This window comes from Ruegeria sp. HKCCD7221 (assembly GCF_013031225.1).
Taxonomy (GTDB): domain Bacteria; phylum Pseudomonadota; class Alphaproteobacteria; order Rhodobacterales; family Rhodobacteraceae; genus Ruegeria.
In genome coordinates, this window is sequence record NZ_WPZE01000011.1 from 18843 (window position 1) to 34075 (window position 15233).

The 15233-nt window shown below is 59.2% G+C and carries 13 protein-coding genes; 8 read left to right on the forward strand and 5 right to left on the reverse strand.

Annotation, left to right across the window (positions count from 1 at the left end; genetic code table 11):
* Nucleotides 1-6 precede the first annotated feature (6 nt).
* The 7 genes from GOX73_RS18905 (at nucleotide 7) to GOX73_RS18935 (ending at nucleotide 9054) form a co-directional block, all read left to right on the forward strand.
* Entirely contained in the window at nucleotides 7-2091 is a 2085-nt protein-coding gene (locus GOX73_RS18905) for an FAD-binding protein (RefSeq protein WP_171126621.1), read from the forward strand.
* Nucleotides 2085-3017 carry a sugar kinase gene (locus tag GOX73_RS18910; protein ID WP_254429255.1) on the forward strand — a complete coding sequence of 311 codons (933 nt, stop codon included), beginning with the start codon at nucleotides 2085-2087 and terminating at the stop codon, nucleotides 3015-3017. Before GOX73_RS18905 ends, GOX73_RS18910 begins: the two co-directional genes overlap by 7 nt.
* Nucleotides 3018-3208: 191 nt before the next feature.
* Complete coding sequence (locus GOX73_RS18915; RefSeq protein ID WP_171125791.1) at nucleotides 3209-4198, forward strand: BMP family protein; 990 nt, start codon at nucleotides 3209-3211, stop codon at nucleotides 4196-4198.
* A 39-nt stretch (nucleotides 4199-4237) separates the two neighbouring features.
* Nucleotides 4238-5755, forward strand: coding sequence for an ABC transporter ATP-binding protein (locus GOX73_RS18920; protein ID WP_171126622.1), 1518 nt, complete (start codon nucleotides 4238-4240; stop codon nucleotides 5753-5755).
* Nucleotides 5755-6825: an ABC transporter permease gene (locus GOX73_RS18925; RefSeq protein WP_371808671.1), complete on the forward strand. Its 1071-nt coding sequence runs from the start codon at nucleotides 5755-5757 to the stop codon at nucleotides 6823-6825. Before GOX73_RS18920 ends, GOX73_RS18925 begins: the two co-directional genes overlap by 1 nt.
* Nucleotides 6825-7766, forward strand: coding sequence for an ABC transporter permease (locus tag GOX73_RS18930; RefSeq protein WP_170779406.1), 942 nt, complete (start codon nucleotides 6825-6827; stop codon nucleotides 7764-7766). The genes GOX73_RS18925 and GOX73_RS18930 overlap by 1 nt, the downstream gene beginning before the upstream one ends.
* 1 nt (nucleotide 7767) lies before the next feature.
* The gene (locus tag GOX73_RS18935; protein WP_171126624.1) at nucleotides 7768-9054 is read left to right on the forward strand and encodes an amidohydrolase family protein; all 1287 of its coding nucleotides are present in this window, start codon (nucleotides 7768-7770) and stop codon (nucleotides 9052-9054) included.
* A gap of 3 nt (nucleotides 9055-9057) precedes the next feature.
* On the opposite strand, the gene GOX73_RS18940 is transcribed toward GOX73_RS18935, so the two are convergent.
* The 5 genes from GOX73_RS18940 to GOX73_RS18960 are packed head-to-tail and all read right to left on the reverse strand — an operon-like array spanning nucleotide 9058 to nucleotide 13264.
* The gene (locus tag GOX73_RS18940; RefSeq protein WP_171126625.1) at nucleotides 9058-9348 is read right to left on the reverse strand and encodes a hypothetical protein; all 291 of its coding nucleotides are present in this window, start codon (nucleotides 9346-9348) and stop codon (nucleotides 9058-9060) included.
* On the reverse strand, nucleotides 9338-10384 hold the full coding sequence (locus GOX73_RS18945) for a hypothetical protein (RefSeq protein WP_171126626.1): 1047 nt from the start codon (nucleotides 10382-10384) through the stop codon (nucleotides 9338-9340). Before GOX73_RS18945 ends, GOX73_RS18940 begins: the two co-directional genes overlap by 11 nt.
* Nucleotides 10381-10791: a DUF4383 domain-containing protein gene (locus GOX73_RS18950; protein ID WP_170567454.1), complete on the reverse strand. Its 411-nt coding sequence runs from the start codon at nucleotides 10789-10791 to the stop codon at nucleotides 10381-10383. The genes GOX73_RS18945 and GOX73_RS18950 overlap by 4 nt, the downstream gene beginning before the upstream one ends.
* On the reverse strand, nucleotides 10788-12275 hold the full coding sequence (locus GOX73_RS18955; protein WP_171135063.1) for an FAD-binding oxidoreductase: 1488 nt from the start codon (nucleotides 12273-12275) through the stop codon (nucleotides 10788-10790). The genes GOX73_RS18950 and GOX73_RS18955 overlap by 4 nt, the downstream gene beginning before the upstream one ends.
* The gene (locus GOX73_RS18960; protein WP_171126628.1) at nucleotides 12272-13264 is read right to left on the reverse strand and encodes an alpha/beta fold hydrolase; all 993 of its coding nucleotides are present in this window, start codon (nucleotides 13262-13264) and stop codon (nucleotides 12272-12274) included. The genes GOX73_RS18955 and GOX73_RS18960 overlap by 4 nt, the downstream gene beginning before the upstream one ends.
* 353 nt (nucleotides 13265-13617) lie before the next feature.
* On the opposite strand from GOX73_RS18960, the gene GOX73_RS18965 reads away from it, so the two are divergent.
* Nucleotides 13618-15198, forward strand: coding sequence for an ABC transporter substrate-binding protein (locus GOX73_RS18965; protein WP_171126629.1), 1581 nt, complete (start codon nucleotides 13618-13620; stop codon nucleotides 15196-15198).
* The last annotated feature ends 35 nt before the right edge of the window (nucleotides 15199-15233 follow it).

Consider the following 15233-nt stretch of genomic DNA (forward strand, 5'->3'; position numbering starts at 1 on the left):
ATCTTCATGAGCACCACTGTCCCTCAGGATATTCTCGATGCACTGACCGATGTGGCCATGCCGCGCCTGCGGCCGGAACCGGAATTGTCGAGAACCGTCCGGATCGGCGGGTATGACATTCCCGTCCATGCCTGCGGAGGTCTTGTGATCGGCAGCGGAGCCGCCGGGTTGCGCGCAGCCGTCGAGATGAAAAGGCGCGACGTGGACGTGACCATCGTCAGCCAGAGCGCGTGGGGCGGGACCTCGGCCTGTTCCGGTTCGGACAAACAGACTCTGCACACGGCAAATACGAAAGATCATGGCGATGACTTTCAGGACATGGCAGCGGCAATTGGGGCAGGCGGCGCAATGGACGAGGACACGGCATATATCGAGGCGGTCGGCTCGATCCGCGCGATGGCATCCCTGCAATATCTGGGGCTGCCCCTGCCGCAGGATGCGCTGGGTGGCACCTTGCGCTACCAGACGGATCATGACGAGGTCGGGCGTGCCACAAGCTGCGGTCCCCGCACCTCGCGATTGATGGTGCAGGTGCTGGCGCAAGAGGCGATCCGGCTGGACATCCCCTTCTTTAACCATACGACGGCTGTAAACGTTCTGACCGAAGATGACCGCGTGGTTGGCCTGTTGGCAATCCGCCCCAAGGCCAGTTCGGATGCAAACCCCTATGGGCTGACGCTGTTCACCTGCAATGCACTGGTCTTCGCGGCCGGAGGGCCCGGAGAGCTGTACCGCGACAGCGTGTTCCCCAATGGCTGTTTCGGCACGTTGGGGCTTGCGCTTGAGGCCGGTCTGGAACTGGTCAATATCACCGAAAGTCAGTTTGGCATCGGCACGCGGCGCGAGGGGTTTCCGTGGAACCTGTCGGGCACTTATGTGCAAGTGATCCCGCATATTTATTCGGTGGATGACAGCGGGGCCGAGCATCACTTTCTGGCTGACTATTATCGCAGCACGCAAGAGATGGCCTCGAACATCTTTCGCAAGGGCTATCAATGGCCGTTCCATGCCACACGGATGCTGGACTTTCAGTCCAGCCTTGTCGATCTGGCAATCGTGCTGGAAAACCAAAAAGGTCGGCGGGTGTTCATGGATTTCAACCGCAACCTTCTGCCTGTGCCGGGTGATCAGCCGTTCAGTCTGGACCATTTGGATGACGATGTGCGCAGCTATCTGCGACATGCCGGGGCCGTTCACGATCTGCCAATCGACCGGCTGCGCCATATGAACCCGCTCTCGATTGAGCTGTATAAGCGCTACAAGGTGGACATCACTATCGACCCGTTGGAATTCGCGGTGAATAACCAGCATATGAATGGCGGTATTGCCGTGGATATCTGGGGCCGCACCAACGTCGCCGGGATCTATGCAGTTGGAGAAGCCGCGGGCACCCATGGCGTCACGCGACCCGGTGGATCGGCTTTGAACGCCGGACAGGTTTTTGGCACCCGCGTCGCGGAACATATCGCGGCAAGCCGGATGGCGCATGAGGCGTCGAAACTGGAAATCACCTCCTTGGCAGAACACGCGTTGACCCGGATTGAGGCAACTCTGAATACCAACAGCTCCCGCGACGCTGCCGATATTCGTTCCGAAGTCCAGGCCCGCATGAGCGATCACGCCGGCATCCTGTGCACGCCCAAGGACGTATCGGCCGCGCATAAGGCGGCCAGCGACCTGAACGCGCAAATCCGGCGCAACGGGATCTCGTTTAAGCGCAGCGGCGAGGTCGGGCGCGTATTGCAATGGCAGCAGATGTCGCTGGCCTCCGAAGCTGTATTGGCGGCGTTGGATCATTATATCGCCAAGGGCGGCGGCAGCCGCGGGGCCCGCGCAATTTGCGATCCCAACGGGGATGCTCTGCCCCAAGCGGCGCATGGACCGATACCGGAGGTTAGGTTTCGATCCGAACGAGAAGCAGACATGCGCGAACAACTTCTCGTTCATATGGACGGCGAGGATATGGTTGTGTCGCACCGAAAAATCCGCAGGTTTGATCAAGATGCCCGTACTTTTTTCGAACGTGACTGGCCCGCGTGGTTAACCGGGGCCATCTACGATCAAAACGATGGGGATACGGTGCCTTGCTGAGTTTCACGTCAAACAAGGCCGTCGCGATTGGTGAAGCCATGATCGAAATGGCCGATTTGGGCGACGGTTCGTACAAGCGCGGCTTTGCCGGGGATACGTTCAACACCGCCTGGCATATGGCGCAGATCCTTGGCGAAAAGGCGTCGATTGGTTTTGTCACGAAGGTCGGGACCGACAAGGTCTCGTCCGCGTTTCTTAAGCAGTTGGACGAGGACAGTCTGGTAACGGATGGGATAGGCCGGGTCACCGGTCGCACCATGGGCTTGTACATGATCGAACTGGATGGCGTCGAACGCAGTTTTCAATACTGGCGCGAGGCTTCGGCGGCGCGTCTGCTTGCGGAGGATCGCGATTGGTTGCAGCAGGTGGTCGAAGGTGCGGGTCTGATCCACCTGTCCGGGATTACGCTGGCCATTCTGTCGGCCCAAGCCCGCGCGGTTTTGTGGGATGTGCTGGCCGAAGCGCGCTCGGCCAACGCCTTGGTTTCTTTCGATCCGAATATACGCCCCCGGCTTTGGTCGTCTGCCGATGAAACGCGTGAGACGATCGCCAGATTCAACCAGATCACCGACATCGCATTCCCCAGCTTTGATGATGAACAAGGTCTATGGGGCGATGCGTCCCCGGCGCATACCGTTGAACGGCTTGGGGCAGCGGGCATTTCGGAAGTTGTCGTCAAGAACGGTCCAGCCCCTATGTTAGCGTTGGCGGACAGTCAGATAACGACGTCTGAGACCCCCAAGGTCGAAGGAATTCGTGACACTTCCGGGGCTGGCGATGCATTCAATGCGGGTTATCTTTCGGCACGCTTGAGCGGAAAGCCTCAGGCGGCGGCAATCGCGTGGGGTCAAAAGCTGTCGGGTGAAGTTATTCGGCACTATGGCGCGCGCATTCCCAAGGCCGCGATGCCTCGTTTTGAGAACTGACCAATGTATTGGATCGGGCCACCCGAACGGCCACGATCAGGTCCGGGACACGCTGGTTTTGCGCAGAACAAACGTCCCGATTTCAGTGCCTAAAAATTGCTCATCCTGCTGTTTCATACACCGCTGTTGACCGGAAAAAATTTGACTGAACAGTAAAAAAATGCTGCCATCCCTGAAAACAGGAGAGTGTGATGGCAAAAAATAACATGACAAGAAGACTGTTTCTTGCCGCTGTTGCGGCGGCGTCAACGATATACTCTGTCGGTGTGGCTGCGGCCGAAACGGTCAAGGTTGCAGCGATCTATACGCTGCCCGTGGAACAGCAATGGATCAGCCGTATCCACAAGGCGCTTAACGCGGCGGCTGAGAGGGGCGACATCGAATACGTCTTTTCCGAGAATGTGGCCAACACCGACTATGAGCGCGTGATGCGTGAATATGCCGAACAGGGCTCGCAACTGATCGTGGGCGAGGTGTTCGGGCTGGAGCGCGCCGCGCGCAAGGTGGCCAAGGATTACCCGGACACGGCCTTCCTGATGGGATCGTCCTTTGGGCCTGTCGGTCCGAACTTCTCGGTCTTTGACAACTGGATTCACGAGCCGTCCTACCTGACCGGTATGGTTGCTGGTGCGGCCACGGAATCGAACGTTATTGGTATGGTCGGCGGATATGCCATCCCCGAGGTGAACCGCCTGATGAACGCCTTCATGGATGGCGCGCGCGAGGTGAACCCGGATGTCAAATTCCTCGTGACCTTCATCGACAGCTGGTATGACCCGCCCAAGGCCAAGGAAAGTGCGATTGCGATGATGGATGCAGGCGCGGACATCATGTATGCCGAACGCTTTGGTGTGTCGGATGCTGCGGTGGAGCGTGGCGTCAAAGCCGTTGGCAACGTGATCGACACGTCGGGTGATTATCCCGGTACGATCATGGCGTCGGCTCTGTGGCACATGGAGCCCACCATCGACAAGGCCATTGCCAACGTCGCCAGCGGGTCGTTCGAGGCCGCGGATTACGGCCAGTACAGCTTTATGGGATATGGCGGCGGTTCCATGGTTCTGGATGAAGAACTGGTGCCCTCCGATGTGGTCGAAGCGGTCAACGCGCGACAGGCCGAGATTATGGACGGGCTGTTCCGCGTCAACGTGAACGACGACCGACCCGTTTCCGACAACTGATCTTGTTCGGGCCGGTCCACAAACTGGCCCGTTTTTCCAATGACAGATTCCACAGTTCTGAAACTCAACGGGTTGAGCAAGCATTTCGGCCCGGTCATCGCCAATGACAATGTCAGCCTGACCCTGAACAAAGGCGAGGTTCTGGCGTTGCTGGGCGAAAACGGCGCGGGCAAGACCACGCTGATGAATATGCTGTTCGGGCATTACCTGCCCGATGCCGGCTCAATCGAGGTTGCGGATGAAGGCGGGGTGTTGCGCCCTCTGCCGCTGGGCCACCCGCAGGTGGCGCTGGCCTCGGGCGTAGGGATGGTGCACCAGCATTTCACATTGGCCGAGAACATTTCGGCCCTCGACAATATAACCTTGGGATCGGAACCCCTGATTTCCCTGCGCCGCAACCGACGTGCAGCGCGGCGCAGGATCGAAGGCATCATGGCGCAAAGCGGTCTGTCCGCGCCTCTTGATACGCCGGTTGGCCGACTGTCGGTAGGCGAAAGGCAAAGAGTGGAAATCCTCAAGGCGCTGTACCGCAATGCCCGCATACTAGTGCTAGACGAACCAACCGCTGTTCTGACCCCGCAAGAAGCGGATACATTGTTCGAAAACATCCGTCTGATGACCGATGAAGGTCTGTCGGTGATCTTCATCAGTCACAAGCTGCGCGAAGTTCTGGCCTTTTCGGATCGCATTGCCGTTCTTAGGCATGGTCGGAAAGTCGGAGAGATGGCCACATCCGACGCGGACGAAAAGTCGATCGCGCAGATGATGGTTGGCGCTGAGACACCCGAGCTTGCCGGCTCTTACCTGACGCCCGGTGATCCGGTCCTGACCATGTCGGGCGTATCGGTCGCGGGGCGGTCCAAACGCGACACGCTGACGGCGATCGACCTGACGGTACACGCGCATGAAATTCTGGGGATCGCCGGGGTTTCTGGTAACGGTCAGAGCGGGCTGGCCAATGTCATCGCAGGTCTTGTGCGCCCAGAACAGGGTCTAATCAAGGTTGATGGAGTCGAGGTTACCTCACCCACCCCGGCCAAGATGGTGCGTGCGGGGGTTGGCCGCATCCCTGAAGATCGCCACCATGAAGGCATCGTCGGTGCCATGACCGTGGCGGAAAACATGGTTATCGAACGGTTGAACGATCCCGAGGTTCAATCATACGGGTTGTTGCGCCGCGAAGACATCCAGGACAATGCCGAGCGTTTGTCGAAAGCCTATGACGTGCGCGGGCCGGGCGTGGATGCGCCTGCGCGTCTGTTGTCCGGGGGCAATATCCAGAAACTTATTCTGGCACGTGTCTTCGATCTTTCGCCCCGCCTCATCCTTGCGAACCAGCCGACACGCGGTCTGGACATGGGTGCCGCGGCCGAGGTGAGCAAGCGCCTGCTGAATGCAAGGGCGCGTGGGGCGGGTGTGGTACTGATTTCCGAGGACCTCGACGAATTGCTAAGCCTCGCCGACCGCATCGTGGTGATCCGCGACGGAGAATTGCACGAGGCACCGGGGCGCGACCGTGAACAGATCGGGTTGATGATGGCAGGAGAACCGGCATGATCCGCATTGAACCACGTCAGACCCAGTCGCGGGCTTTCACGTTGGGCGTTCCCATCCTATCGGCCGTGATCGCACTGGGCTTTGCCGCGATCCCGCTGTTGGCGGCCGGTGCAAACCCGATCGTCGCCTATGCCGAGATGTTTCGCGGCGTCTTCGGTTCGGTCTTTGCGTTCTCCGAGGTGTTGACACGCGCCACGCCACTAATATTCACCGGGCTGGCCGCCGCTTTTGCCTTTCGCGCAAAGCTGTGGAACATCGGGGCCGAGGGTCAGTTGTATCTGGGCGCGATGGCTGCGGTGGCCATCGGGTCGGGGGTGCTGGATATCTCAGGCATCTTGCTGTTGCCGCTGATTGTCCTGATGGGCGCTGCGGCAGGGGCGGCGGGGATGGTCGCCCCAACCTATCTGAAAACCCGCTTTGGCGCGGATGAGGTGGTGACGACGCTACTGTTGAACTTCATCATCCTGATCTTTGTGCAGATGATGTTGGAAGGGCCGCTGCAGGACCCGGTGGGGCTGGGCTGGCCACAATCAGCACCGGTTCTGGATCAAGGAATGCTGCCGCCACTGATGGAACGGATGCGGGTGCATTCGGGGCTTGTTTTGGCTCTAATACTGGCGGGATTGGCCCAATTCATGCTGGCGCGTTCCGTCTGGGGCTTCAAGCTACGCGCTGTGGGTGAGAACCCCGCCGCCGCGCGCCATGCGGGGATCAACGTCAACCGCTCGCTGTTCGGCGTGGCCATCCTGTCGGGTGGTCTGGCCGGGCTTGCGGGCGTGAGCGAGGTCGCGGGCCTGAAGGGATACCTGACCGCCGACTTGTCGCCCGGCTTTGGCTATACCGGCATTGTCGTGGCGATGCTGGCGGGGTTGTCGCCGGTGGGCGTGGTGATCGCCGCGCTGTTCATCGCCTCGGTCTTTGTGGGGGCTGACAGCATGAGCCGCGCGATGGGCGTGTCGTCTTTCCTGGCGGATCTGGTGGTCTCGGTTTCGCTGCTTTGCGTTCTGGTCGGCGGGTTTGTCGCCCGATATCGCATTGTCCGAGCCAGCACCGCGAGGGCTGCATCATGATGGATATTCTTAATATTCTGCTCTCTGAAAGCTTCTGGGCGGCCTCTCTGCGCATCGCGACACCGTTGATCTTTGGCGTGCTGGGCGCGCTGATCTGCGAACGTGCAGGCGTGCTGAATCTTGGGATCGAGGGCATCTTTGTCGTCGGCGCCATGTGCGGCTGGATGGCCGTCTGGCTGGGCGCGGGTCTGTGGGGTGGCGTGCTGGTCGCGGCACTGGCAGGGGCGTTCTTTGGCTTGCTTCATGCGATCCTCACAGTGCCTTTGGGATTGTCACAACACGTTTCGGGGTTGGGGATCACGTTGTTTGCAACCTCGGTCAGTTATTACACCTATCGCACGGCGCTGCCGAATGTGTCGTCACCGCCTCGGATCGAGCCATTTCAGCCGCTTGACCTGCCGGTTCTGTCAGATTTACCCTTTTTAGGATCTGTTTTGTTTCAGCAAACGGCGCTGACTTGGCTGGCGCTGCTGCTGGTGGCGGTGGTCTGGTACGTGCTGAACCGCACAGCGCTGGGCGTGGCGATCAAGGCTGTTGGGGACAACCCTGACAGCGTTGATGCGCAGGGTCTGTCGGTTTACGGCCTGCGGATCGGGGCTATCGTGGTCGGGTCGGCGCTTATGGCGCTGGGGGGCGCTTTCCTGACCATGAGCGCCTTTGACGCTTTTTTCTTCGGTATGGTCAATGGGCGCGGCTGGGTCTGTATCGCGTTGGTCATTTTCGCCAGTTGGCGTCCGGGCAAGGCGTTGCTGGGCGCGCTGCTGTTTGGCGCGTTCGATGCGCTTCAGGTACGATTACAGACCGAGGTCGGCGCGCTGGTCCCCGGTCAGGTCTTCTTGATGGTGCCCTATGTTCTGTCGATCATCGCCCTTGTGATCGCAGCGCGCTCGGCCGATTATCCGCGTGCATTGCTTACCCCTTGGTTCAAAGGTCAACGCTGATATGGTCGATCTGCTTATCAAAAACGCCACCCTGACGGACGGTCAGACCGGAGTGGACATCGCCTGCGCCGACGGCAGGATCACAGCGGTCGAGGCCGGGATCACCGCAGACGCCGCCGAGGTCATAGATGCCGAAGGTCAGTTAGTTTCACCCCCCTTCGTCGACCCGCATTTCCACATGGATGCGACCCTATCACTGGGCAATCCGCGCATGAATGTCTCAGGCACTTTGCTTGAGGGCATCGCGCTGTGGGGCGAGTTGAAGCCGTTGCAATCCGTTGATGACATCGTCGCCCGCGCGTTGCGCTATTGCGAGTTGGCGGTGGCCAAGGGGATCGGTGCGATCCGCAGCCATGTGGATACCTGCGATGATGAACTGAAAGGCGTGCAGGCGCTGTTGCAGGTGCGTGAACAGGTGAAGGATTACCTTGACCTGCAACTGGTGGCCTTCCCGCAGGACGGTGTGCTGCGCGACCCAACCGCGATGCAAAACACTATCCGTGCGCTGGATATGGGCGTGGACGTGGTGGGCGGCATCCCGCATTTCGAACGGACCATGGCGGACGGGGCGGAATCCGTGCGTCTGCTGTGCGAAATCGCGGCCGAGCGCGGCTTGATGGTCGATATGCATTGCGACGAAAGCGACGATCCCCACAGCCGTCATATCGAAACGCTGGCCTTTGAAACCCAGCGTTTGGGTCTGAATGGGCGAGTTGCGGGATCACATCTGACCTCGATGCATTCGATGGACAATTACTATGTCTCGAAACTGATTCCGCTGATGGTCGAGGCAGGGGTTCATGCGATCCCGAACCCATTGATCAACATCATGCTGCAAGGCCGCCACGACACCTATCCAAAGCGCCGGGGTCAAACCCGTGTGCGCGAGCTGCGCGATGCGGGGATCACGGTGGGCTTTGGGTCCGATTGCGTGATGGACCCTTGGTATTCTTTGGGCAAGGCCGACATGCTGGATGTGGCCTTCATGGGGTTGCATGTGGGTCAATTGTCCAGCCGTGCCGATATGACATGGTGCTTTGACGCGGTGACGCAGAATTCTGCCCGGATCATGGGGTTTGAGGGCTATGGCGTCGCCAAGGGGTGTGACGCGAATTTCGTGCTGTTGCAGGCCGCCGACCCGATCGAGGCGATCCGCCTGCGCGCCCATCGTCTGGCCGTGGTGCGCAAGGGGCGGGTGATCTCGCGCTCGGCCCCGGTGACACATGCGCTGAACCTGCCATCTGCCCAGCGAACTTTGGACGAGGCGCGCGTGCCGTTCGAAGGGTAAGCCTCATACCTTTGGCAAGGGCAGGCACCCCGGCAGGCCCGCAGGCAGAACCAACCGCGCACCGCTGGAATAGAGCGCCTTGGCAAAGCCCGGCGCGTCTGACGCCACCGTCACGCTAAACCGCGACGCGGCCAGAACTGCCGTGTCACCCGGCAACCTATCCAGCATCCGGTCTTGCGGCAGCACGACCACATAGGCTGGCGCTTCGTCCGTTAGCAACGCCACGACCACCAATGTCGATAGCCAGCCCAGCACCAACAGGGGCAGGGCGATCAGAACGGACCTAATAGTCATGGATGTGTTCCAGCGTCAGGCCAGAGCCGTCCAACTGGCGCAGTCGTTCGGCAAGCTGCGGAACCTTGACCACGATCAGGTGACGGTAATCGTCAAATCCCTGGCGCGGCGCGCTGAAAACCGCTCCCTCTTCGGTTGGCTGATCGGACAGGGCCGTAAACATGATGTCATCATTCCCTGCGATTTCGACCAGATCAACGCCATCACGCGCCATTTCGACCAGAAGGTTTGTCAATACGCGATACCGGGGCGTTTCAATCTCGGTCCCTTCGGGTCTAGAGCCGATGACCTGCACATCCGGGTAAGCCGGAAGCGTTTCGGGCGCGGTGATAATCATGCGCAGGGTCAGTTCATCCGTGCCCACCTGAGCGACTGCCTGTTCGATAAGGCCGGCGTAACCGTCTTTGACCGTGTTTTCGAACCCCAAGGCGATTGCGCGTTCGCTGTCACGCAATGACCCACTGGATTGGCTCAACAGGTCATGCGCATTCTCTGCGAAGGGCCATTTGTACCAAGGCACCTGTTGCAGAAACCGGGCGTATTCTGCCGCCTGCTGCGCCGACAGGTCATCCAGCGGTGCACGTTGCGGCCCACGCAGAGCTGTGAACAAGCGGCCCAGTGTCTCTTCATAGGCGGCCTTAAGAGCAAGCTCGGCCGTGAAGCTGGTGCTGATGACATAGACCATCTGCTTGGTCGCAGCATCGACCTCGCCATGGGCCGATGCGCTTTGCGACAGGGCGCAGAGCGAGCTCCAGAACCCGGTGATTCCCTGCCAGAAACCATAGTCATGCGGATCGCCCTGCCGCAGAACCTCGGCGTAATCCTCATAGGCGTGCACGATGTGCCATTCCGGATAGGTCATCAGCGTCCGGGTCTCAGGCCGGTGGTGTTCGGGAGGCAGCAGGGCGTCATAGGGTTTAAACTGCGCCGTTCCCTTGCAGCTTGTCTCGACATAGACGATCGGGGCAACAAGGCAGATCGCGACGACCACAATCAGCAGAACCAGTCGGCGCATCCAGCGCAGTAGAAATCTCATGCCGTTCTCCTGATATCACGCAGACCCGCCCAAGCCGCGATACCGCCCAAGGCCAGATGTGGAAGGTTTGCAAAAATACGTCCCATCGACAGGTCAATTCCTGCGGACGCGTTGGTGAAGATGCCAAGATCCAGATAGCCATAGCCTGTGAAAAACCCGAAAACGCCATCCCCCAGATAGGCCAGCCCGAACAGGATCAAAAAGGTGCGCGCGGCGCGGTGTGACCACAGTCCGGCCACCAGCGCCCAGACCGCCGAGGCGACGTGTAGCGCGTCGTCGTAGATATCGAGTGCAAAGATCCCGAACGCCAGTCCGTTTTCATCCGTCAGGCCGGGGACATAATTCAGCGATGCCGCGATCATCAGCGCGACGAAATATACAAGGCAGAGTTTTTGCAGATTGGTCATAGTTGCCCCAGATAGCTGTCCCAAAGGTTGTTCCGAAGCACAAGCCGGGGGTCCAGTTGGCGTTTGGCCTGCGCAAATTCCGCTGCCCGCGCATAGGCCGAGGTCAATTGATCCAGCCGCGCATGCGGACGGTAGGGCAGGTAATATGCGCCCCCGATCTCGACGATCCGGTCTATCAAAGCCTGCGTCATCCGAGCCATGTCCGCCTCGGCGCGTTGGGTCATTTCCTGACTGAACGACATTACGGCGGCGATCCGGGGCTCGGACGCGAAGGACAAAACCGCCTGATCATCCTGCGCGACATAGCGCAGGGTGACGTTTAGAAACTCCTGATACGAGGCGGGGATCACCTCGCGGCAGGCGGTCAGGAAATTGTCGAACGCATCGAAACCCACGAAGTATTCGTGCAGGATATCGGTGCGGTCCGGGTTGCGGTCGTCCAGTGTGACGACCGGTTCGTTGATCAGGGAATTGCGGGTTGCGTCGCCGCCGCCCAGAGCCGGCCCAAGCGTTGTTTCGTTCCACCAGCGGAAGCTTTTGAATGCTTCGCTTCCCAGTTGCGCCCGATACAGGCGGCTGGCCGCGTGCGACATCCACCCTGATCCTGCGGCTCGCGGTAATTCGGTCTGGTCATCTGTCTCGCGATAGGTGATCAGCAGCGCTTTTTCGAAAAACGTGTCGCGTTCCACGTTGAGCCGCCCATAAGCCATCGTGACCGCAGGGTCGTCGATCGCGGATTGAAAGGCCGCCGCAAAGCCCTGTGCCTCCATCACTTCGAATGATGGAGACAGGCGGGTGTTTGGGACCATTTCCACGTCCATATCGACGATGATCCCAATCAGGCCGTACCCACCCATGCCAAGATTGAACAGGTCGGTGTTCTCGGTGGGTGAGCATGTCACCAGCTCTCCGGTTGGTAGAAGCATCCGCAGCGACCGAACCGTCGAGCCCATCGGTCCAAACGGCACGGGCCAACCATGGGCGTTCACCGAATAAGTGGCCGCAACGCCGAAATCATGGTTCGATTGCATTACCTTGGGCGACCACCCCGCCGGGTCCAGCGCGGCAATTACCTGTGACCAGCGCGCACCCGCATGTGCGCGATAGGTTTTGGCTGCGCTGTCGATCTGCAAAGCGCCATTGTCAAAGGTTATTGCCGTCCCGTCGCGTGGAATGGCCTGCCCGCCCATTGAATGACGCGCTGCGCCCACGTTGACAGGGCGACCTTCGGCGGTGGCTTCGGCTAGTTCGTTGCGAAGCGCTGTGATCAGCCTGTCCCCTGCGTCTTCGGTCAGAACCAGATGCTTGTTGATCGGTGTCGGTGACAGCCCGCTGGCGTCATTCATGATGGTATCGGACGTCGGGGCAAAGGTTCGGTCGGTCCCGTCATAGACCGGCAGATCCGAGCCTAACCAACGAGAAAGCCCCCATCCTGCAACGCCCCCTGCGGCAAACAGGGCGGCCCGTCTGGTGAAATTCGTCATGACTCGGCCTCATGTCCCTGCGAGTTGGCAATATTTGTCAGCATTTTGATCAATGTATCCTGAAATTCCAAAGGGCTTTCGATTTGCGGAATGTGCCCGACCCCAGCGAGGGCATCATATTGGGCGTCTGGAATCAAAGCACGCAAGTCTGCGGCTTTATCCAGCGGTGTTACTGTATCCTCGACACCCCAAATGATCCCAACAGGCAGATCGAGCGCCCGCCAGTTATCTGGCCGGGTGCTGAGTGCATCCTGAGGCGGAACCAAAAGATGTGGCAACCACTGCGCCACGGCTGCGGTATAGCCTTCACGCTGCATTGGGGCTTGCAACAGGGCCACGCGTTCGGGCGTTGCCGCGGACTTGTTGTGGATAAACCCGCGGAGGAATGTCCGGGTCAGCATAGGGTTGGATATGGTTGCGGCGACAATGTGCCTATTTAGGGTCTGATTCATCAGAAACACGGGTGTTTCCGTTGCGGATTCATGAGTGCCCAGACCAATGGCCCCGTTCACGATGATCATTCCCGAAACAAGGTCGGGCCGGCGCATGACGGCCTCGGACACCGGACCTGCGCCGATCGAGTGGGCAACGACAATAGGCGGCTGATCCAACGCCTTAAACAGGGCGACGACGCGCTCTGACTGTTTTACACGGCCATATTCGGGGGGGTGCGGATATTCCGACCAACCGAACGGCGGCATGTCAAAGGCGATTGCGCGAAACCCGGCCTCAGATACCGCGTCGAGAGTTGGCTGCCACAAGCCTGACCAGGCGGCTGTACCATGCGCAAAAACAACAGGAATATTCTGGGGCTGTCCGCGTTCCAGCACGAAAATAGCGCCGTCGGACGTATCAATTAGCCGCCCACCATCCGGTAAGTCGTGACCGGCTGCGATGGTTTCGCGAACGTCCGCTGCCAGACGGAAACAGATCAGAACCACGGCAACAAGCAATAAGCCTGAAACAAAAAACCTGATAAATTTCTTCATTGGGACGATAGTTGTGCGCCTGCGGAAATAAAACAACCGCTGGAAAACCCTACTGCGCAATAGTGCGGCGCTTGGGCCATACTGGGTGAGCCTGCTAGTGTTCTTAGCTGTTTCACCCTGATTAGAGCCTATGTTGGTATCAAATCTTTCCTCGACCGTACCTGTAGCAACACCCTAGACGTCGGGGTGAGGACTTGTTCTTTGGGAAAACGGAGGTTCAAACGACTTCAATTCGGTTTGGTCACAATCAGGTGTTGCAACTGTCAAAATGATCTGGATGATCATGGCCACCAGGACCGAAAAAACGGTCGGCCGTTGAAAGGCGGCATTAACGAAAACCCGGGGAGACTAAAATGATCCTAAGAAACCTGATGATTGCTGCCAGTGCGACTGCATTGATGGCGGCAGGCGCATCGGCTGAAACCTTGCGCTGGGCGCGTGCTGGCGATGCGCTGACGCTTGACCCGCACTCGCAAAACGAAGGTCCGTCACACACCATTCGCCACCAGATGTACGAGCCGCTGATCATCCGCGATGTGACCGGTGCGTTTGAACCCGCGCTTGCGACCGAGTGGGGGCCCAAGGCAGATGACCCGAATGTCTGGGTCTTCAAGCTGCGCGAGGGTGTGAAATTCCATGACGGCGCTGACTTCAACGCCGAAGACGTGGTGTTCAGCTTTGAGCGCGCCAAGCAGCCGAACTCGGACATGAAAGAGCTGATCGGCTCTATCACCGAAGTGCGCGCGGTCGATGACTATACCGTCGAGATTGTCACCGATGGCCCGAACCCGATCCTGCCGTCGAACCTGACCAACCTGTTCATTCTGGACAAAGGCTGGGCCGAGGCGAACAACACCGTCAACGTGCAGGATTTCGAAGGTGGCGAGATCACTTATGCGACCACCAACGCCAACGGCACGGGGCCATATAAACTGCAAAGCCGCGAGCCTGACGTGAAAACCGTGATGGTGCGCAACGACGACTATTGGGGCATCGACCAGTTCCCGATGGAAGTGACCGAGATCGTTTATACCCCCATCCAGAACGCTGCGACCCGTGTGGCAGCGATGCTGTCGGGCGAGGTGAACTTCCTGCAGGACATGCCGGTGCAGGATATTGAGCGCGTAAACGGCGCCGATGGCCTGATGGTCAAGCAAGCCCCGCAGAACCGCGTCATCTTCTTTGGTATGAACCAGGGTTCGGACGACATCGAAGCGGATAACGTCGATGGCAAGAATCCTCTGGCCGATGTGCGGGTGCGTCAGGCGATGTCGATGGCGATCAACCGCGATGCGATCAAGCAGGTCGTGATGCGCGGTCAGTCGCAGCCTGCGGGTATGATCGCACCGCCATTCGTCAACGGCTGGACCGCCGAAATGGACGGTGAATCCTCAACCGATCTGGAAAAAGCCAAGGCACTTATGGCCGAGGCGGGCTATCCTGACGGTTTCTCGCTGCGGCTGGACTGCCCGAATGACCGCTACATCAACGATGAGGCGATCTGTCAGGCGGCCGTTGGGATGCTGGGTCAGATTGGCGTGACCGTGAATCTGGACGCCAAGCCCAAAGCGCAGCACTTCCCGCTGATCACCGACAGCAAGACAGACTTCTACATGCTGGGTTGGGGTGTGCCGACATATGACTCGGAATACATCTTCAACTTCCTTGTACATGGTCGCGAAGACGATATCGGCACTTGGAATGGTACCGGCTATCAGGACGATGCGCTGGACGCGAAGATCAAGTCGCTGGCGTCCAACACTGATCTTGACGCACGGAATGCCGACATCGCCGACATCTGGCGAGTGGTTCAGGATGAAGCACTTTACATCCCCATTCACCACCAGGTCCTGAACTGGGGTATGGCCGACGGTGTAGGCATCGAAGTGGATGCCGAAGACCAGCCCAAGGTCAAATACTTTACCATGAACTAAATCGGTTCCAACAAGTATCAGGCAGGGCGCGAGTT